Origin of the sequence: Floridaenema aerugineum BLCC-F46 (assembly GCF_041929345.1) — a bacterium.
In the GTDB taxonomy this organism is placed as follows: Bacteria; Cyanobacteriota; Cyanobacteriia; order Cyanobacteriales; family Aerosakkonemataceae; genus Floridanema; species Floridanema aerugineum.
In genome coordinates, this window is record NZ_JBHFNQ010000174.1 from 1 (window position 1) to 18,116 (window position 18,116).

17 protein-coding genes and 2 pseudogenes are annotated in these 18,116 nt (G+C 42.0%); 4 read left to right on the forward strand and 15 right to left on the reverse strand.

Annotated elements, in window-relative coordinates; genetic code table 11:
* Window positions 1-165: 165 nt before the first annotated feature.
* The gene (gene argC, locus ACE1CC_RS22690) at window positions 166-1,224 is read right to left on the reverse strand and encodes an N-acetyl-gamma-glutamyl-phosphate reductase (protein WP_413272711.1); all 1,059 of its coding nucleotides are present in this window, start codon (window positions 1,222-1,224) and stop codon (window positions 166-168) included.
* 261 nt (window positions 1,225-1,485) lie between these two features.
* Between argC and ribBA the strand changes: the two genes are divergently transcribed.
* Together ribBA and ACE1CC_RS22700 are read left to right on the forward strand one after the other, a co-directional pair.
* Window positions 1,486-3,183 (forward strand): bifunctional 3,4-dihydroxy-2-butanone-4-phosphate synthase/GTP cyclohydrolase II, encoded by a 1,698-nt coding sequence (gene ribBA, locus ACE1CC_RS22695; RefSeq protein WP_413272712.1) that lies wholly within the window; start codon window positions 1,486-1,488, stop codon window positions 3,181-3,183.
* Between the two features lie 414 nt (window positions 3,184-3,597).
* Window positions 3,598-4,920, forward strand: coding sequence for a tetratricopeptide repeat protein (locus ACE1CC_RS22700; protein ID WP_413272713.1), 1,323 nt, complete (start codon window positions 3,598-3,600; stop codon window positions 4,918-4,920).
* A gap of 82 nt (window positions 4,921-5,002) precedes the next feature.
* Here the strand turns inward: ACE1CC_RS22700 and gltD are convergent, their stop codons facing one another.
* The 13 genes and pseudogenes from gltD to hpt all read right to left on the reverse strand — a co-directional run bounded on the left by gltD (window position 5,003) and on the right by hpt (window position 15,773).
* On the reverse strand, window positions 5,003-6,487 hold the full coding sequence (gene gltD / locus ACE1CC_RS22705; RefSeq protein ID WP_413272714.1) for a glutamate synthase small subunit: 1,485 nt from the start codon (window positions 6,485-6,487) through the stop codon (window positions 5,003-5,005).
* 51 nt (window positions 6,488-6,538) lie between these two features.
* Complete coding sequence (locus ACE1CC_RS22710; protein WP_413272715.1) at window positions 6,539-6,787, reverse strand: DUF4926 domain-containing protein; 249 nt, start codon at window positions 6,785-6,787, stop codon at window positions 6,539-6,541.
* Between the two features lie 8 nt (window positions 6,788-6,795).
* Entirely contained in the window at window positions 6,796-7,359 is a 564-nt protein-coding gene (locus ACE1CC_RS22715; RefSeq protein WP_413272716.1) for a Uma2 family endonuclease, read from the reverse strand.
* Window positions 7,360-7,391: 32 nt separating this feature from the next.
* On the reverse strand, window positions 7,392-7,652 hold the full coding sequence (locus ACE1CC_RS22720; protein ID WP_413272717.1) for a type II toxin-antitoxin system RelE family toxin: 261 nt from the start codon (window positions 7,650-7,652) through the stop codon (window positions 7,392-7,394).
* The gene (locus ACE1CC_RS22725; protein ID WP_413272718.1) at window positions 7,649-7,891 is read right to left on the reverse strand and encodes a hypothetical protein; all 243 of its coding nucleotides are present in this window, start codon (window positions 7,889-7,891) and stop codon (window positions 7,649-7,651) included. Before ACE1CC_RS22725 ends, ACE1CC_RS22720 begins: the two co-directional genes overlap by 4 nt.
* A gap of 32 nt (window positions 7,892-7,923) precedes the next feature.
* Complete coding sequence (locus ACE1CC_RS22730; RefSeq protein ID WP_413272719.1) at window positions 7,924-8,286, reverse strand: DUF5615 family PIN-like protein; 363 nt, start codon at window positions 8,284-8,286, stop codon at window positions 7,924-7,926.
* Window positions 8,286-8,603, reverse strand: coding sequence for a DUF433 domain-containing protein (locus ACE1CC_RS22735; protein WP_413272720.1), 318 nt, complete (start codon window positions 8,601-8,603; stop codon window positions 8,286-8,288). Before ACE1CC_RS22735 ends, ACE1CC_RS22730 begins: the two co-directional genes overlap by 1 nt.
* Before the next feature lie 10 nt (window positions 8,604-8,613).
* Window positions 8,614-8,706, reverse strand: a pseudogene (locus ACE1CC_RS22740) (hypothetical protein); the annotation flags it as partial.
* A gap of 6 nt (window positions 8,707-8,712) precedes the next feature.
* Window positions 8,713-8,916 (reverse strand): annotated as a pseudogene (locus tag ACE1CC_RS22745) (DUF433 domain-containing protein); the annotation flags it as partial.
* Between the two features lies 1 nt (window position 8,917).
* Window positions 8,918-9,115: a hypothetical protein gene (locus ACE1CC_RS22750; protein WP_413272721.1), complete on the reverse strand. Its 198-nt coding sequence runs from the start codon at window positions 9,113-9,115 to the stop codon at window positions 8,918-8,920.
* Window positions 9,116-9,139: 24 nt separating this feature from the next.
* On the reverse strand, window positions 9,140-9,796 hold the full coding sequence (locus tag ACE1CC_RS22755; RefSeq protein ID WP_413272722.1) for a peptidase M15: 657 nt from the start codon (window positions 9,794-9,796) through the stop codon (window positions 9,140-9,142).
* Between the two features lie 186 nt (window positions 9,797-9,982).
* A complete protein-coding gene (gltB, locus tag ACE1CC_RS22760; protein ID WP_413272723.1) occupies window positions 9,983-14,584 on the reverse strand; it encodes a glutamate synthase large subunit in 4,602 nt (1,533 codons plus the stop codon).
* A 661-nt stretch (window positions 14,585-15,245) separates the two neighbouring features.
* A complete protein-coding gene (gene hpt, locus ACE1CC_RS22765; RefSeq protein WP_413272724.1) occupies window positions 15,246-15,773 on the reverse strand; it encodes a hypoxanthine phosphoribosyltransferase in 528 nt (175 codons plus the stop codon).
* Between the two features lie 183 nt (window positions 15,774-15,956).
* On the opposite strand from hpt, the gene ACE1CC_RS22770 reads away from it, so the two are divergent.
* Window positions 15,957-16,337: a hypothetical protein gene (locus ACE1CC_RS22770; protein ID WP_413272725.1), complete on the forward strand. Its 381-nt coding sequence runs from the start codon at window positions 15,957-15,959 to the stop codon at window positions 16,335-16,337.
* 32 nt (window positions 16,338-16,369) lie between these two features.
* Here the strand turns inward: ACE1CC_RS22770 and ACE1CC_RS22775 are convergent, their stop codons facing one another.
* Window positions 16,370-17,530, reverse strand: a complete 1,161-nt coding sequence (locus ACE1CC_RS22775; protein ID WP_413272727.1) for an RNA-guided endonuclease InsQ/TnpB family protein — start codon at window positions 17,528-17,530, stop codon at window positions 16,370-16,372.
* 65 nt (window positions 17,531-17,595) lie between these two features.
* Here ACE1CC_RS22775 and ACE1CC_RS22780 point away from each other — a divergent pair, with 65 nt between their 5' ends.
* Complete coding sequence (locus ACE1CC_RS22780) at window positions 17,596-17,742, forward strand: plasmid mobilization protein (protein ID WP_413272726.1); 147 nt, start codon at window positions 17,596-17,598, stop codon at window positions 17,740-17,742.
* The last annotated feature ends 374 nt before the right edge of the window (window positions 17,743-18,116 follow it).

The window sequence follows — 18,116 nt, forward strand, 5'->3', positions numbered from 1 at the left end:
TTGTGTTTTTCAGAGTTGGGTATGTTTTGAGTTTGTCATTCTCCCCTGCTCCCCTGCTCCCCTGCTCCCCTGCTCCCCTGCTCCCCTGCTCCCCTGCTCCCCTGCTCCCCTGCTCCCCTGCTCCCCTGCTCCCCTGCTCCCCTGCTCCCCTGCTCCCCTGATCCTCTAGGGATAGAAAGATAATTGAGGTAAGCCCAAAGTTTCTTCCCAACCCATCATGAGATTTAAGCACTGAACGGCTTGTCCAGCTTGACCTTTCATTAAATTATCGATCGCAGACAGCACAATTACCCGCCCGGTGCGCGAATCGACTTCTAAACCGATATAACAAAGATTAGTGCCACAAGCCCATTTAGTTTGGGGATAAGTGCCACTAGATAAAACTTTCACCCAAGGGGCATTGCGGTAAAAGGCGTTGTAAATGGTGATTAAATCTTTGTGTTGTAGCCCCGGATCGCGCATAGTGGCGTACACTGTGGCTAGGATGCCCCGCACCATTGGGATTAGGTGGGGTGTAAATTGGACTGTAACTTCGCTTCCGGCTAAATCGCTGCAAATTTGTTCAATTTCGGGTGTATGGCGGTGACGGGCAACTCCATAAGCACCCAAAGAGCTATCTGCCTCAGCTAACAACATATTAACTTTTGCTTGTCTCCCACCACCGGAAGTCCCTGATTTAGCATCAATAATAGCGGTTTCTGGCAAAATTAAACCTTGTTTGAGCAGGGGTGCTAGTGCTAAGAGACTAGCTGTAGGATAGCAGCCGGGACAGCCGATTAGCTGGGCTTGGGCGATGCGATCGCGATATAGTTCTGGTAAGCCATAAACAGTTTTCGAGACGATTTCTTGATCTTGGCGATCGCCACCATACCAAGATGTATAAGTATTAACATCAAAAAAGCGGTAATCTGCCGAAAGATCGAGTACTTTGCATCCTCTTGCCAATAAGGTTGGTGCCATTTGATAAGCTAAACCATTGGGCAAGGAAAGAAAAACTACCTGACAACGAGCCGCTATTTCTTCTAAGTCGATCGCTTCAATTTTCAAATCCACAAACGGACTCAAATGTGGGTATAAATCGGAAAAAGGTTTCCCGGCGCTACTTTCACCGCCTAAGTAAACTATTTCCACCCCTGGATGCTCCTTAAGGAGTCTGACTAATTGCACACCACCATAACCTGATGCGCCGACAATACCAACGGGCACACGCCCCATATTACCCATGATCCTTGACCTTTGTGCGTTTTTAGTTTAAATCAGCTACAACTTTTGCTGCATTGTAGTACTAAAACCCCTGTTTGGTAGAACCAACCGATTTTAGATTTTAGATTTTAGATTTTAGATTTTGCTCTTGGAGTCCAAAAGAACCCAAAAGAACCCAAAAGAACCCCCGATCCCAAAAGAGCCTCTGGAACTGCCTGATATTTTAAACAAAGGAAGGGGGTAAAATTAAAGAGGAAAACTTTACGAAATTTTACGATATTAGTGCCAGAAACTCCTATCCAACCTTTTAATTTTGACTCTATTGACACCGCTTTAGCAGAGATTAAAGCAGGCAGAGCGGTAGTGGTAGTAGATGACGAAAATCGGGAAAATGAAGGTGATTTAATTTGTGCGGCGCAGTTTGCCACACCCGACTTAATTAATTTTATGGCAGTGAATGCCAGAGGATTAATTTGTTTGGCAATGACGGGGGAACGTTTGGATGAACTGGACTTGCCATTGATGGTCAGCAAAAATACTGACAATAACCAAACTGCTTTTACTGTGAGCATTGATGCTGGAACTCATTTAGGAGTGACTACTGGGATTTCAGCGGACGATCGCGCTCGCACTATTCAAGTAGCGATTAATCCAGCTACTCAAGCCAAAGATTTACGTCGCCCTGGTCATATTTTCCCGATTCGGGCTAGAGTTGGCGGTGTACTCAAACGTGCTGGTCATACGGAAGCAGCGGTAGATTTAGCTAGATTGGGCGGACTTTATCCAGCGGGGGTAATTTGTGAAATTCAAAACCCTGATGGTTCAATGGCGAGATTACCGGAGTTAATTGAATACTCGAAAAAGCATAATCTCAAGATTATTTCGATCGCCGATTTAATTAGTTATCGATTGCAGCACGATCGGTTTATTTGTCGGGAAACGATCGCTCAATTACCCACAGAATTTGGTAATTTTGAAATCTACGCTTACCGCAATGTTTTAGACAATTCCGAGCACGTCGCCATTGTTAAAGGCGATCCCAGCCAATTCGCTGAACAAAGTGTAATGGTAAGGATGCACTCGGAATGTTTAACTGGTGATGCTTTAGGTTCGCTGCGTTGTGATTGTCGAATGCAGCTACAAGCAGCTTTAAAAATGATTGAAAATGCTGGTAGCGGCGTGGTAGTTTATCTGCGTCAAGAAGGCAGAGGAATAGGTTTAATTAACAAGTTAAAAGCCTATTCTTTACAAGATTTAGGCTTAGATACTGTGGAAGCAAACGAAAGATTGGGTTTCCCTGCTGACTTGCGAAATTACGGAGTTGGGGCGCAAATTCTCAATGATTTAGGAGTGAAAAAAATTCGCTTAATTACTAATAATCCGCGCAAAATTGCCGGGTTGAAAGGTTACGGTTTAGAAATGGTGGAAAGAGTACCATTATTAATTGAAGCGAATACTTATAATACAACCTATCTAGCTACGAAAGCCGAAAAGCTAGGTCATCTGCTGCTGCAAACCTATTTAGTAACAGTAGCAATTCAATGGCGAGGCGAGTCTTCAATTCATGAACGTTATGAACGGTTGGAAAAATTGCGTCTGATGGTCGGCGTTCATGATTTACTTTTACAGGAAGAAGCTCGACCTGTAACGATCGCCCTTTTCGGTCATCCTTACCTCACAGTTCACTTGGGTTTCGATCAACCATTATTAGCAGCGCCCGACTGGTATCAACAAGCAAGTCATCCTTATGTGGAAGCGATCGGCAAAATTCTTGATAGCATAGCTTCTTGGTCTGACTTAGAACGATTAGACTTTCTGGTTTCTTCTGGTGGCGATCCCCTGACTAGTTTGCAGGTCAATCTCAATCGTCAAAGCTTCTCCCTGAGTCAGTTACCTTCCTCGATCTGTAACAATTTGGAAACCCAAAAAATCTATAGTTTTATTGCTGATACTTCTGCTGAAAGTACCTTCAATACTTGAACAGAGAAATTTATAATTTAACCAGTTCAGGAGTTTAGCAGTGGAAAACTCCTGAATTTTTTAATATTTGTCTATGTGTTGTTTCGCTATCAGTGTAAAGTTACCGTAAATTTGCTGAGGTAAGTCGTAAAGATTGAGTAAAGTATATCCTGTCAACCGAAATTTTTGGGAATATTCGCTGTATAAACAAGAGTAAGTTAACACTGATGAGGCGAATTGAGTAAAGCTGACATTTGGGGAATTAATCGACAAATCTCCAGCAGGAAACTTAATGGGTAAATGGAACTTCCGGGAAATTTACTCGCTCTTTAAAAGCTTCAGCTTGCTAACTTTATGAATGTGATTCCCCAGGTAATTTTCTGAAATTACCTACAGTGTTTTCAGCAAAAATTTAGGAAATCCAATCGTCAGGCTATGAGTTTGCAAAACATATTAAATCAAGGCATCGACAATGTGAGACAAGGAGATTATGCAGCAGCGATCGACAAGTTTAATCAGGCGATTAAGCTGGAATCAAACTATTCTGCGTATTATAATCGAGGTCAAGCTTACTATTACTTGGGAGAGTATAAAACAGCATTAATTGATTTTAATTATGCTTTGCAACTCAAACCTGATTTTGCCAATGGTTACTTAAGCAGAGGTTTGGTGTATTTTGATTTAGAAGCGCCAGAGGAAGCGATCGCAGATTTTAGCCAAGCAATCAACTTAAATCCGCAATTAACTATTGCTTATATTAGTCGAGGTTTATCTCAAGTTTACTTAGGAGAAATTGCGGAGGCTATTGCAGATTACGATCGAGCTTTAAGCATCGATCCTTACTCATCAGAGGTTTATAATAATCGCGGAATGGCGCGTTGTTATTTGGGTGATTTTCCGGGAGCGATCGCAGATTTTGACCAAGCAATAGAACTAGATCCTTTCTTTGTAGAAGCTTATAATAATCGAGGGAATGTGCGTCTGCAATTAGGCGATCGTGCAGGTGCAATGGCAGATTTACAAAAGGCCATAAACTTAGCTCCTGATTTAGCCACACTTTACTATAATCGAGCTTTAGTTCAGCATAAAAATGGCGATCGATCGGGAGCAATTGATGATTATAATCAATCCTTAGATATTAATTTTACTGATGCAGAAGCTTACAATAATCGCGGTAATATTTGTACTTTGATGGGAGAATACCAAGCCGCAATTGAAAACTATACTCAAGCCATCAAAATTAATCCCCAAAAAGCTAATGCTTTCTATAATCGAGGTTTAGCTTATTATTATCAAGGTGATTTTGGTAAAGCGATCGCAGATTTTAGTCAAGCGATTATTTACAAACCTGATTACGCAACAGCTTATAATAATCGGGGATTAGCTTTTCGGGTGCAAGGAAATATTCAAAAAGCTTTAGAAGATTTTAATCAAGCTTTAAAGCAAAATCCTCAATTAGCGGAAGCTTATGTTAGTAGAGGGTTAGCTCGCTCTGATTTAGGAGATAAACAAGGAGCAATCAAAGATTTTAACCAAGCTTTAGAACTTAATCCGAATGATGCCAGAACTTATAACAATCGAGGATTTGTACACTATAGATTAGGCGATTCTCGACAAGCAATTGCCGATTTTAACCAAGCGTTAAAACTCGATCCCAAGTTAAATTCCGCTTACATTAATCGGGGATTAGCTCGATTTGCCATCGGTGACAAATTAGGCGCATTAGAAGACGTGGATCAGGCATTAAGAACAGCTTAATTTAAAGGCAGAAAGTTCGGATTTATAGGGGCAATTCATGAATTCTCCCTAGAAATCCGAACTTTCCTCTTATGCCTTCAAATTATGGCAAATCAGTACTTCCCATTAAGTAACGATCGCACTCACGGGCGACACCTCGACCCTCGTTGAAAGCCCAAACTACAAGACTTTGACCGCGACGACAATCACCAGCGGCGAAAACACCGGGAATGCTGGTGTTATATTTACCGTAGTCAGCTTTGACATTGCTGCGTGCATCGCGTTCCAGTCCCAACGCATCTAGCAGCGGTTGTTCTGGCCCCAAAAAGCCCATTGCTAGCAGAACGAGTTGGGCGGGGATCACTTTTTCTGTACCTGGAATGTGTTTGGGAATAAACTGACCTTTTTCGTTTTTCTCCCATTGCACCTGCACAGTATGAACGGCTTTCACATTGCCATTTTCATCACCTTCAAACTTTGTTGCCGTAGTAGTATAAACACGGGGATCATCACCAAATTTCGCTGCTGCTTCCTCTTGACCGTAGTCCATTTTGTAAACTTTCGGCCATTCGGGCCAAGGGTTGTCAGCTGCACGTTCTGAAGGTGGCTTGGGCAAAATTTCCACTTGAACGAGACTGTTGCAGCCATGACGAATAGAAGTTCCTACGCAGTCTGTTCCGGTGTCACCACCACCGATAATTACCACATCTTTACCTTCCGCAGTGATGAAATTGCCGTTTTGACTCTTGTCTAAAATAGCTTTGGTGTTAGCGGTGAGAAAGTCCATTGCGAAGTAAATACCTTTTAATTCGCGTCCTTCGATCGGCAAATCTCTAGGTTTAGTCGCACCTGTACAAAGTATTACCGAGTCGAATTCTTTCAGCAATTGCTCAGAAGTAATATCTTTGCCAACTTCGGTGTTGCAGACAAACTTCACGCCTTCATCTTCCAAGACTTTCAGGCGACGGAGGACAACTTGTTCTTTGTCCAATTTCATGTTAGGAATTCCGTACATAAGCAGTCCGCCTGGACGATCGGCCCTTTCAAACACAGTCACCCAATGTCCAGCTTTGTTGAGTTGGGCAGCTGCGGAAAGTCCGGCTGGGCCAGATCCCACAATAGCAACTTTTTTCCCAGTGCGCTTAGTAGGTGGATCTGCAACGATCCAGCCTTCATCCCAACCTTTTTCTGCGATCGAATACTCAATATTTTTAATCGTAACTGGTGGGTTGTGAATGCCCAAAACACAAGCGCCTTCGCAGGGTGCAGGACAAACTCTTCCGGTAAACTCAGGGAAATTGTTAGTTTTGTGCAGGCGATCGAGTGCTTCTCGCCAAAGTCCGCGATAAACTAAATCATTCCATTCTGGGATCAAGTTATTAATTGGACAACCGCTTGCCATACCACTTATTACAGTTCCCGTGTGGCAAAACGGCACGCCGCAGTCCATACATCTTGCGCCTTGGGTGCGGAGTTTTTCTTCTGCCATTGGCAAGTGAAACTCGTCCCAGTTGCGAATGCGATCGATCGGTTCAACTTCCGATGCTACTTCCCGAAGAAATTCGATAAATCCTGTTGGTTTTCCCATTGTTTGTTACCTCAAAAAATACAAAAGTTTTGCTTTGGAAACGGCGATTAATTAACTGATTTTCGTCAAAGAACGTACAGTTAAAATCTCGTCAGCACTTAAAGCTGCAACCGAAGATACTGGCACAGCAACTACCGCAATAGATTCACCTACGGCATTAAATACCTCCAATAAACAACCCTCCTCCCCGCCATTAGGGTGAGAAACGAAATCAACCAAAGTCGCAACGTCACCTATTTTAAGCTGATGTTCTGGTAAATCACGAGTTAGAAAAACTTCTTGATAAAGTTCAATTTTCATATTACTGATTACTCTCTCATTTTTAACCAGGCAAATATTTGTTCTACTGTTAAATTTAATGGAATCCCCTCTAAGATAATTAATTCATCTTTTCCTTGGCGTAACTCTGGTTGTTTTTCGGGTTGGAAGATGAGAATTGAGCGATCGTCTGGATCGAGTAACCATCCCAATTCACAACCATACTTTAAACAATGTAGTATATTTCCCGTCACTCGATTAGAACTTTGTTCAGGAGACAGAATTTCAATTGTCCAGTTTGGCGGAATTAATACATCATCTAATGGTTCTCCATTTTCATCAACCTCGATGTTTTCCCAACGTAAAACTGCTATATCAGGAACAAGCGATCGACCTCCAAAAGTACAACGCAATTCAGGAAAAGCATAAGCAATTCTCGCTGCTTCAGTAACTTGGTTAATGGTGTCAATCAATTTACCTTGAAGTCGCGAGTGGCGAGTTTTCGGCATTGGTTTTTGAATAATTTTACCGTCGATATATTCACTAGCGGGTTTTGTTTCGGGTAATTTAAGAAACTCTTCTAAGGTAACTGTTTGGGATGGTGTTTGGATCATTTGGTTAATTAAATTCAAGCTATTGTTATCAGCTATTTCCGATAAATATCCCTGCGATGTTTACAGTGTAGAACTACGACAGTTAATGTTTCGTCATTGACTTCATAACGGACTCGATAATCGCCTACTCGGACTCGATACTCGTTTTCAAATCCTTTTAACTTTTTCACTCCTGGTGGACGTGGTTCTTCCGCAAGTGAGAGAATTTTCTCAACAATTCGACTATTAACATCTTCTGGTAAATTATCGAGTTGCTTTTGAACAGTTTTAGGAATGAGAACTGCATAACTCATGAACTTTTCCTAGACTGACTAGCAATGTATTCCTGAATAGTTTGATAGTCTCCTACTTGGTATGCTTTCCTAGCTTCTTCAATCTCTGCCAGAACTTGTGGTTCTTCCTCTAGTGATTCTTCTGATTCAAACACCAAATCCTCTAAAATTTCCAAAAGTTCCCGTTTTTTTTCCAAATCTAACGATGTAATAGCTTCAATCAATGATTCAAAGGGAACGTTAAATTTAACCGTTGTCATTTTTTCCTCTTTTCGGTAACTCTTTCAATTCTTCAATGCTGGACTAACAGAGGTAGGTATGCAATGCGATTAATCCAGTCTTCTGCTTCTAATCTCTCCCAAATCTCGATTAGATTATTTATTACCTGGCTAATTGGCAAACTTTGTAACACAATAATTACACCCGAACTTGTTTGTTCAACAATAAATTCAGAAAAGTATTTCGGCATAGTTCTTTGGTCATGAGAGACTAAAACTCTACCTTCATTTGCTGCAAATTTCAAAACTTCTATATCGCTTAATCCACTTAAATTGGATAGATTTGATGTTAAAAAATCAATGGTTGGCTCACGTCTCAAGACACCCGTTACAATTGCTAAATTCAGATCTGCATCTGCTTGAAAGCGAATTTTCATCACTGGTTTTCCTGAGCGTAGAGTTTTTGATATAGTAATGAGTTACTTTCTCTAGATTGCTCTCTTAATGTTTCAAAAAGCTTTTCTCCTTCAGCTAAATAGTTATCGATATTTATGCGATTAGCAAGGTAAAAGGTAATTGCTCCATAAACTTCTTCTAATGTTAATACTGGAAATGATTGTACTATGCTTTCTGGTGATTGTCCTGCTAGGAAAGCATAAACAATTGAATCTAGGGAAACGCGCTTTCCGACAATAAAGTAACAACTTTCCCTTTCTTCAATGTACTGTTTGGTTGTTATAATTGCTGTACTCATAATTTCTGTTTTATTGAAATTCAAAATTACTTAGTGAGTATGCCTCGAAATCTTCCAAGGGAGCATCGAAATCATCAGACATTTCAATTAAGCCTTTGGCACTCCCAAATTTAGGGCGTGTTTCTGCTGCAAAAGCAAGACAGGCTTTGATATCCTCAGATGTAAGTTCAGAAAAGTCTTCTAAAATCTCCTCTTCAGTCATCCCACCAGCAAGATATTCCAAAATATCATACACAGTAATTCGCATTCCCCGAATACAAGGTTTGCCACTGCGTTTTCTCGGTTCAATTGTAATAATTTTCTGGTAATCCATATTATCTGTTTTCCATCTGCTTCAAAATATCCTCTAATGTCAAATCTTTAAACATTTGCTCACGTTCATCGGTATAATTTCCATAACCTGTAGAAAATTGGTTGAGAAACCTTACTGTATTTACAATGCCAATTTCCTTTGATAAAAGCTCGATCGCTTGCTGTGTAATTTCACTTAAAGATTTTGCTTGGCTACTCATTGTACTAACTCCGTAATACTTTTGTCATTTTTTCCCCATTCCCAACTCTTGAATAAATTCCCTATAATACTCTTCATGTGAACCTCTAAAATTATCCATGTTTTCATTAGTTAAATAACCGCTACTTTTACCTGTATGGGGATTTTCTACATGACTATAGATGTATTTTGGATAGTTAACATTTTCATTCCAACTAATATTAAAAGCCGCGTAATTTGGGAAAAAAGTCATGTTAGCATAAGCATCTATTCGATCGTGTATCCACCAAGCTAAAGCAGTCCAATCTTTAGTTTTTTCGTAGTAAGGAATGAAAGAAGTTACTATTACACAGGCTGTTGCACCCATATAATTATCTTTTTTTCGATCCCAAATGTGGGCTGCATAGTTTGCTTCATTGCTAGCGCAGTTGTATTTGTTATTTTCTGCACCTTTGGCGTTGACTTCGCAGGAACGATAGGCGGAACGAATGCTGATTCTAGCTAGTGCGTCTTGGATGGGTTCGAGTACTTTTTGGCAGAGGTTTTTTCCGGCTGCGATCGCCAAATCAGGATCGTCTGGTATGTTAGGAATACCTTCAATTTGGGAGATTTCTGAATAGAGAAATTCCCGCATGAAAAAGCTTTTGGAAAGTTGCACTCTCCCTAAATTCTCTAAACTTTTGACGGTTTGCGGTTGTCTCATGTTAATTACAGAAGAACTAAACTTCTTCTTCTCTTTCTTAGCGTCCTTTGCGTCCTTTGCGGTTAAAAAAAAGATTTTTTTGGAACCGCAAAGAACGCAAAGAACGCTAAGGAAGAAAGAGAAGGAAGAGAAGGGTTGGTAATAGGTAGTTGGTTTTCCTCCTAGCTATTACCCACTACCAAAAAGTTAGCTTCCGCCAATCCGAGAAACGTCGCGGGCGTTTTCTTCAAAGGCTGCGGCTAATGCTTCGTCTCCGCTTAAGCCGGATTCAAATGCACGTTTTAAGCATTCGAGGACTCGTTTGTAGTCGCGGGGCATGACCTTGACGAATTTGGATACCATTTCTTCCCAATTGTCAAGTACTTTAGCGGCTTTTTGGCTTCCGGTGTACTCGGCGTGTTTTTGGATCATTTGGTGGATGGTTTCGATATCCTCTAAGTCGAGGGGTTCGATGTCCGCCATTTGGGTGTTGCAACGGGTGGCGAAGTCGCCTGTTTCGTCGAGGATGTAGGCTACTCCTCCACTCATTCCGGCTGCAAAGTTGCGTCCGGTTTTTCCTAAGACTACGACTTTTCCGCCTGTCATGTATTCGCAACCGTGATCTCCGACGGCTTCGACGACGGTGTTTACGCCGGAGTTGCGGACGCAGAAGCGTTCGCCAGCTATACCGTTGATGTATGCTTCGCCTTTTGTTGCGCCGTAGAAGGCGACGTTACCAATGATGATGTTTTCTTCGGGGACGAAGGTGGAGGTTTTCGGGGGATAAACGATGATTTTTCCACCGCTTAAGCCTTTTCCTAAGTAGTCGTTTGCGTCTCCTTCTAATTCTAAGGTTACGCCTTTGGGCACGAATGCGCCGAAGCTTTGTCCTGCACTTCCTTGGAAATGTAGGTGTACTGTGTCTTCTGGAAGTCCTTCCCAGTGGCGTTTGGTGATTTCGTTTCCTAAGATTGTTCCGACTACACGGTTGATGTTTTTGATGGGTAGGGTGGCTTTAACTTTTTCGCCTTTTTCGATCGCATCCTTACACAAATCCAGCAATACTGTTATATCAAGGGATTTGTCTAAACCGTGATCTTGCGGGATTTGGCAATAACGACCAACTTCGGGCCCGACTTCCGGTTGATATAAAATCTTGGAAAGGTCGATGTTTTTGGCTTTCCAATGTTCAACGGCTTTTTTCGGTTCTAAAATATCGGTTCGCCCTACCATTTCGCTGAGGTTGCGGAAACCTAGTTGCGCCATTAGTTCCCGAACTTCGGTGGCGATGAACTTCATAAAGTTTACCGTATGTTCGGGGTCGCCTGTGAATGCTTGGCGTAACTGTGGGTTTTGTGTTGCAATTCCAGCGGGGCAGGTGTTAAGGTGACAAACACGCATCATGATACAACCGAGTGTAACTAAGGGTGCGGTTGCAAAACCAAATTCTTCTGCACCTAGTAATGCTGCAATTACTACATCCCTTCCGGTTTTCATTTGTCCGTCAGTTTCTACGGCGATGCGACTGCGTAAGTTGTTTAAAACTAGGGTTTGGTGAGTTTCGGCGAGTCCGAGTTCCCAAGGTAAACCTGCGTGTTTGATGGAGGTTTGCGGTGATGCGCCTGTTCCTCCGTCATAACCGGAGATTAACACAACGTCGGCGTGGGCTTTGGCTACACCTGCTGCGATCGTACCAACTCCAACTTCCGAAACTAATTTTACACTAACCCTCGCTTCCCGATTCGCATTCTTTAAATCGTGAATCAGTTCCGCCAAATCTTCAATCGAGTAAATGTCATGGTGAGGCGGTGGCGAAATCAAACCTACACCTGGGGTTGAGTGGCGCACTTTCGCAATCCAAGGATACACTTTTCGTCCGGGTAATTGTCCGCCTTCTCCCGGTTTCGCCCCTTGCGCCATTTTAATTTGTAATTCCCGCGCTTGGGAAAGATACAAACTCGTTACGCCGAAACGTCCCGAAGCTACTTGTTTGATAGCGCTATTCTTGGAGTCGCCTTGTTCGTTTGTCCAAGTGTAACGATCGGGATCTTCTCCGCCTTCTCCTGTGTTAGACTTGCCTCCAATGCGATTCATGGCAATAGCAAGACTTTCATGGGCTTCTTTGGAAATTGAACCGTAACTCATTGCGCCTGTTTTGAAGCGTTTCATGATTGCTTCTATCGGTTCAACTTCTTCAATGGGGATTGGTTGACGTTCTTTGAATTCTAACAATCCGCGCAAGGTGAAATGTTTTTTCCCTTGTTCGTTTACCAGTTTGGCGTATTGTTTGAAGGTTTCGTAACTTCCGGTACGAACTGCTTTTTGTAAGGTGTGTATTGTTTCGGGACTAAATAAGTGTGCTTCCCCTTCTTTGCGCCATTGATATTCGCCACCAACGTCGAGGGTATGTCCGTTGACTTCGCGATCGGGAAAGGCATGAGAATGTCGTAAAATTGCTTCTTGAGCAATTACTTCTAAGTCTGCGCCTTCAATCCGCGATGCTGTCCAAGTAAAATATTTGTCGATGACTGCTTTGTTCAATCCAATAGCTTCAAATATTTGGGCACCGCGATAACTTTGAATGGTAGAAATCCCAATCTTGGAAGCGACTTTAATTACACCTTTGGTTGCTGATTTGATGTAATTCTTACAAGCGGTTTTGTAATCAACGTTGAGGATTAGTCCTTCGTTAATCATATCTGCGATCGTCTCAAATGCCAGATATGGATTAATCGCGCCGCAACCGTAACCAATTAAAGTTGCATAATGATGCACTTCTCTCGGTTCACCTGATTCTAAAACTAATCCGACTCTGGTGCGTGTACCTTCGCGAATCAAGTGGTGATGTAAACCGGATACTGCTAAAAGTGCGGGAATGGGTGCATTATCTTTGTCGATTTCTCGATCGCTCAAAATAATTATACTCACACCATCAGCGATCGCCGCATTCGCCTTCTGGAAAATCTCTTCCATCGCGCTTTCCAATCCCTTGACTCCCGCTTTGGGATCGAACAAAATTGGCAAAGTAATCGACTTAAAGCCACCTTCATTAATATATTTGAGTTTCGCCAAATCTTCATCACTCAAAATTGGGCTTTTCAACTCAATCAAATGACAGCTTTCGGGAACTGGGTTGAGTAAATTTCTCTCTGCACCGATCGTAGTTTCTGCCGATGTGATAATCTCTTCTCTGATGGAATCGATCGGCGGATTTGTCACTTGAGCAAACAATTGCTTAAAGTAATCGTAGAGTATTTTTGGTCGATCGCTCAACACTGCCAAAGGTGTATCCGCACCCATCGCGCCAACTGCTTCCACTCCATCTCTCGCCATCGGAGTTAACAGCAACCGCAACTCTTCAAAAGTGTAACCAAAAGCTGTTTGTCTTTGGATTAGGTTGGGGACTGGGGATGACAGGCAGGATGCCTGTCCTACAGGATTGGGAGTTTCCAGTTTCGCCAGTTCTACCATATTATCCTTAATCCATTCGGCGTAAGGATGTTCGCTAACAATTTTGTTTTTGATTTCCTCGTCGGCGATGATTCTTCCTTCTTCCATATTGACGAGGAACATTCTTCCCGGTTCTAAGCGTCCTTTTAAAGCTACCCTTTCTGGTTCAATGGGTAAAACTCCGGCTTCGGATGCCATAATTACTAAGTCGTCTTTGGTGACATAGTAACGAGAAGGACGTAAACCGTTGCGATCGAGCACTGCTCCCATCATCGTACCATCAGTGAAGGCGATCGAAGCAGGGCCGTCCCAAGGTTCCATCAAACAAGAATGATACTTGTAAAATGCCTTTTTCTCTGGACTCATTGATTCATGCGCCGTCCAAGGTTCGGGTATCATCATCATTACCGCATGAGGTAAGGAACGTCCCGCCAAAACCATTAATTCTAAGGCGTTATCAAAAATCAGCGAGTCACTTCCATCTATATTAATAACTGGTTTGATCTTCTTAATGTCATCGCCAAACAAATCTGACTCAAACAAAGATTGTCTAGCGTGCATCCAGTTAATGTTACCCCGCAAAGTGTTAATTTCGCCGTTGTGGGCGATGTAGCGGTAGGGGTGTGCCCGTTCCCAACTGGGGAAAGTGTTGGTACTAAAGCGCGAGTGAACTAACGCTAATGCACTTTCGAGATCGGGATCGTGCAAATCGGGGTAATATTGTCCTACTTGCACAGGCATTAACATTCCCTTGTAGACGATCGTCCGAGAAGATAAACTACTGGGATACCACATCGGATCGATGTGAGACGCACGAATCGCTATATGTGTGCGTTTGCGAATCACATAAAGTTTTCTCTCAAACGCCCCATCATCAACAAGATTAGCAGAACGTTGGATAAAAACCTGTCGCATGAAGGGTTCGCTGGACTTTGCTGTGTTACCCAATGAAGAGTTATCTGTGGGTACATCGCGCCAACCGAGTACTTTTTGTCCTTCTTCTGCGACTACTCCTTCAAAATATTCTTGAGCTTTTTGTCGAACCGCCGGATCTGGAGAACAATATATCATCCCTACTCCATATTGTCCCGGTTCTGGCAGGTTAATGCCTTCTGCTGCTAGTACCTTACGCAAAAACTTGTGTGGTATTTGCAGCAAAATCCCTGCGCCGTCTCCGGTGTTTGCTTCACAACCGCAAGCGCCCCGGTGATCTAAGTTTAAGAGAATTGTTAATCCTTGTTCGACGATTTCGTGAGATTTGTTGCCCTTTTGATGGACAATGAATCCAACGCCGCAAGCATCATGTTCAAATTGCGGATCGTATAAGCCTTGGTTTGCTGGTGTTGTGTTACTGTTCATCGTTAATTGAGTATAGAGTGCGTTGTATGTAATCTGCCGTCAGGGAACGACTGAGATGTTTTTATGGCAAGACTTATTAACTAAAATCTTGCCTATTCGCTGAATAAGGAACAAATCCAAATTTTCTAAAAGCTTTATCCAATAAGCGTTTTGTGGAAATTAGGTTACGCCTTGATTGTAGCCTCGCCACTTTGATGATTTGTTCAGTTTATCTGTTGGGATAGACTCTTTGAGCAATATCGGCAAGGTTAGCAAACACATCGGCGGCAATGATATTAAAGATGGATAGTAATTTACTACTAAGGTTCTGTTGTTTCATGCTGAAAGTGGGAGGCTGTTAACGATAGCTATGATGGATTTTCTTACGAGGCTGGCTCTCTGGTGCCAGTTCTTAAGGAAAGTTTTAGCTAGTCTGCAAATTTTACTGGGAAATCCCAGGCTGTCAATCAATTTGTTAATCAGTTTTATAGAACTTTAAGTAATTAAATATTTGCCGTCAAGGTTTGCTACTTAACTGTAACTTATTATGCAGAAATTGGGGGTAGATGTTTTGCTTACTTGGTTGAACTATTACCATTCGTCTGAAGACTCCAAGGATAAAAGGTTTGTCCAAAGCTGTTTCACTTGTTTTTAACTGTAGAGTTATTTCTGACACAGGGCATTATTCTTCTAATACGTAAATGGCGGGAAGTTGGCGGTATTGTTCCTTTACATCTGTACCGTACCCGACAATAAAGCGATCGCCGATCGTCATTCCCAGATAATCAATCTTAACAGAAACTCTCCGTCTGGCTGGTTTGTCAAGTAATGCACACAATTTCAAGGAAGCTGGATTTTGTGCTTTTAGCAACTGCAATGCCATTGAGGTGGAAAGTCCAGTATCAACAATATCTTCGACTAAAATTACATCTTGTTTGCTCAAGATCCCGTCTGATAATCCCATGAGCATTTTTACTTCTCCTGAACTGACGGTGGCATTACTGTAGCTTGATAAGCGAAATAATTCAATATTTTTAATTGGCGTTTGGATTTGGCGAATCAAGTCTGCTAAAAAGATGAACGATCCTTTCAGCATCCCAACAACAACGGGAGAACGATTAACATAGTCTTTGTCTATTTGTTGCGCCAGTTGTTTCACAATGTCAGCAATCTCTGACTCAGAAATTAGCAGTTTGAGGTTTTGATTCATGTTCTACACTTTAGCAAGCACCAGAGAATTAAAACCTATAGTTTAACTCTTGGCACAATTGCAAAACAAGTACGTCATGGGATTTTAGATTGTAGATTGTAGATTTTAGATTGATCCCATTCAATTTGTGGGTATGGGCTAAAGTCTGCGATCGTCATACTTGTAACTTTGGAGTTGGTAATTATGAAATCTCTATACTTTTATACTGCTTTATTGGCATTGTCTGTTAGTTGGTTGGGAGGTGAGTCTGCTCTTTCCGATCGCCAAGGAAATCGCAGTTATGCTAACAACAATATATCAGGAGAAAACGTCTTAATTTCGCAAACTCCGGCTAGAGTGGAAACTTTCACCGCTAGAGGTACAGAACCTTTTTGGAGTGTAACTGTTAACCGCAATGGCATAGTTTATTCATCGCCGGAAGTCAGTAAACGAACTTATCCTTATGTTACACCAATAACAGCGCAAGGTCGTCCTAATGATTTGGTACGAGTGTACCGACTCAACGGACAACCAAACGGGACATTAATAATAAAAAAAGCCGACTCTTGTAGTGATGGAATTTGACATACTCACCGGGCTGAAGCCACGGTGATTCTTTACGCTTCATTGGGTCGTGCTACTTTCGTAGTCTTACCGTCCCTCGACGTACATTTAAGGTCGTGCCGATGCCCCATGCCGACCATTTCTATATTTACCGATGCGTTTTCGTCTCTGTCGTGTTCCGTGCCGCAATTCAAACAAAGTATGGAACGGATTGACAAATCAATCTTTCCCCATTTGTAGCCGCACTCAGAGCAGGTTTGGCTCGTTGGTTCCCATCTGTTAATAGCGACGAAATTACGCCCATATTTTTCAGACTTTGCCTCAACCAAAACTCGAAATTCTCGCCACCCCTGTTGACTAATTGCTCTAGCCAACTTGCGGTTTTTAAGCATTCCTGACACATTTAAGTCTTCCAATACGATAGCTTGATTTTCACTAACGACATTGGTTGACAATTTGTGCAAAAAGTCTTTGCGGGTATCGGCAATTTTGCTGTGAGTCTTGGCTATTTGAATCCTGGTTTTATGTCTCCGGCTTGAACTTTGGAGTTGTCGTGCCAACTTTCTCTGAAGTTTGCGTATTTTACGGTCTAGCATTTTGTAGTCAGGACTGAAAGCTTTTTCACCGTTACTCATGACAGCAAAAGTCTTAATACCTAAATCAATACCAATGCTTTGGTTCTTGGCATTAACATTGATTGGTTCAACATCTACGACAAAGCTTAAGAAATAACGGTTAGCACAATCCTTGATCACAGTTACAGAGCTAGGACTTGCGGGAGCTTCTCTTGACCAAATAGGTTTGACAACACCTATCTTTGCTAGATAAACACCATCACCTTTAATTGAAAAGCCCCCAATTCTGAACCTTGCTGATTGGCTATTAGTCCGTTTTTTGAACTTGGGATAACCAACCTTTCTACCTTTTCTCTTGCCTTTACAGGAATCAAAAAAGTTTTTAAAAGCTATCTCTAAATCTGCTACTGACTGCTGCAATGGAATATTTGAGACTTCGCTCAACCATGCCCTAGCTTCAGTCTTTTTTGCCTGAGTGATGACCAGCTTTTGAAGTTCAGCAGATAATGGTTTCTTTTCAGATTGCTTGCAGATAACCAAAGCATCATTATAAACCACGCGCACACAACCAAACAATCGAGATAAACTCTGTTGCTGTTGGTCTGTGGGATAGAATCGATACTGGTATCTGGCTTTGATTGCTCGACCTTTTAACACTCTTAATCTATTCTACTAGATGTATAGCTGTTTGACAGGACAATCTGATGAAAACTGAGAAAATATTTTTGAGGGTTACTGCATACGAAAAACAACAACTCATAGAAGAATCAAAACGTCGCGGGATGACACAATCAGAATTAATCAGAAGCCTAATTGCTCGTTTTCCCGCACCGTCTCAAAAGCCGTCCTAAAGGGACGGGGCTTGTATCCCATTTTTTTTCGGTCAGATAATGTTTATCCCTACGAGGCTACTTTGATTTTAGGTAATCGGGTATTGGAAGGTTGCGCGGAACGAAAATAGTTAAGTAGGTGTAAATAAATAAAGTGATAATAGTTATATGAGGATGGGGCGGGCAGGATGCCCACCCCACAGTAGGGGCAATTCATGAATTGCCCCTACTGTGGGGTGGGCTCTCCTAGCCCGCCCCAGCTATCACTTTATTTATATGTGCTTACTTAATTAAAAATTTTCCTTTAAGCTTCTTCGATTGCTTCTTCTGACTTTTCGGCTACTCTTGGGTTGAGAGGAGAACTTTGTCTGAGTTCTTCCTCTTCTTCATCGGTT

Excerpts from the sequence above, each read along its gene's own strand:
- argC (WP_413272711.1), bottom strand. The coding sequence starts at position 1,224 with ATGGGTAATATGGGGCGTGTGCCCGTTGGTATTGTCGGCGCATCAGGT.
- ACE1CC_RS22700 (WP_413272713.1), top strand. The coding sequence starts at position 3,598 with ATGAGTTTGCAAAACATATTAAATCAAGGCATCGACAATGTGAGACAA.
- gltD (WP_413272714.1), bottom strand. The coding sequence starts at position 6,487 with ATGGGAAAACCAACAGGATTTATCGAATTTCTTCGGGAAGTAGCATCG.
- ACE1CC_RS22710 (WP_413272715.1), bottom strand. The coding sequence starts at position 6,787 with ATGAAAATTGAACTTTATCAAGAAGTTTTTCTAACTCGTGATTTACCA.
- ACE1CC_RS22715 (WP_413272716.1), bottom strand. The coding sequence starts at position 7,359 with ATGATCCAAACACCATCCCAAACAGTTACCTTAGAAGAGTTTCTTAAA.
- ACE1CC_RS22720 (WP_413272717.1), bottom strand. The coding sequence starts at position 7,652 with ATGAGTTATGCAGTTCTCATTCCTAAAACTGTTCAAAAGCAACTCGAT.
- ACE1CC_RS22725 (WP_413272718.1), bottom strand. The coding sequence starts at position 7,891 with ATGACAACGGTTAAATTTAACGTTCCCTTTGAATCATTGATTGAAGCT.
- ACE1CC_RS22730 (WP_413272719.1), bottom strand. The coding sequence starts at position 8,286 with ATGAAAATTCGCTTTCAAGCAGATGCAGATCTGAATTTAGCAATTGTA.
- ACE1CC_RS22735 (WP_413272720.1), bottom strand. The coding sequence starts at position 8,603 with ATGAGTACAGCAATTATAACAACCAAACAGTACATTGAAGAAAGGGAA.
- ACE1CC_RS22750 (WP_413272721.1), bottom strand. The coding sequence starts at position 9,115 with ATGAGTAGCCAAGCAAAATCTTTAAGTGAAATTACACAGCAAGCGATC.
- ACE1CC_RS22755 (WP_413272722.1), bottom strand. The coding sequence starts at position 9,796 with ATGAGACAACCGCAAACCGTCAAAAGTTTAGAGAATTTAGGGAGAGTG.
- gltB (WP_413272723.1), bottom strand. The coding sequence starts at position 14,584 with ATGAACAGTAACACAACACCAGCAAACCAAGGCTTATACGATCCGCAA.
- hpt (WP_413272724.1), bottom strand. The coding sequence starts at position 15,773 with ATGAATCAAAACCTCAAACTGCTAATTTCTGAGTCAGAGATTGCTGAC.
- ACE1CC_RS22770 (WP_413272725.1), top strand. The coding sequence starts at position 15,957 with ATGAAATCTCTATACTTTTATACTGCTTTATTGGCATTGTCTGTTAGT.
- ACE1CC_RS22780 (WP_413272726.1), top strand. The coding sequence starts at position 17,596 with ATGAAAACTGAGAAAATATTTTTGAGGGTTACTGCATACGAAAAACAA.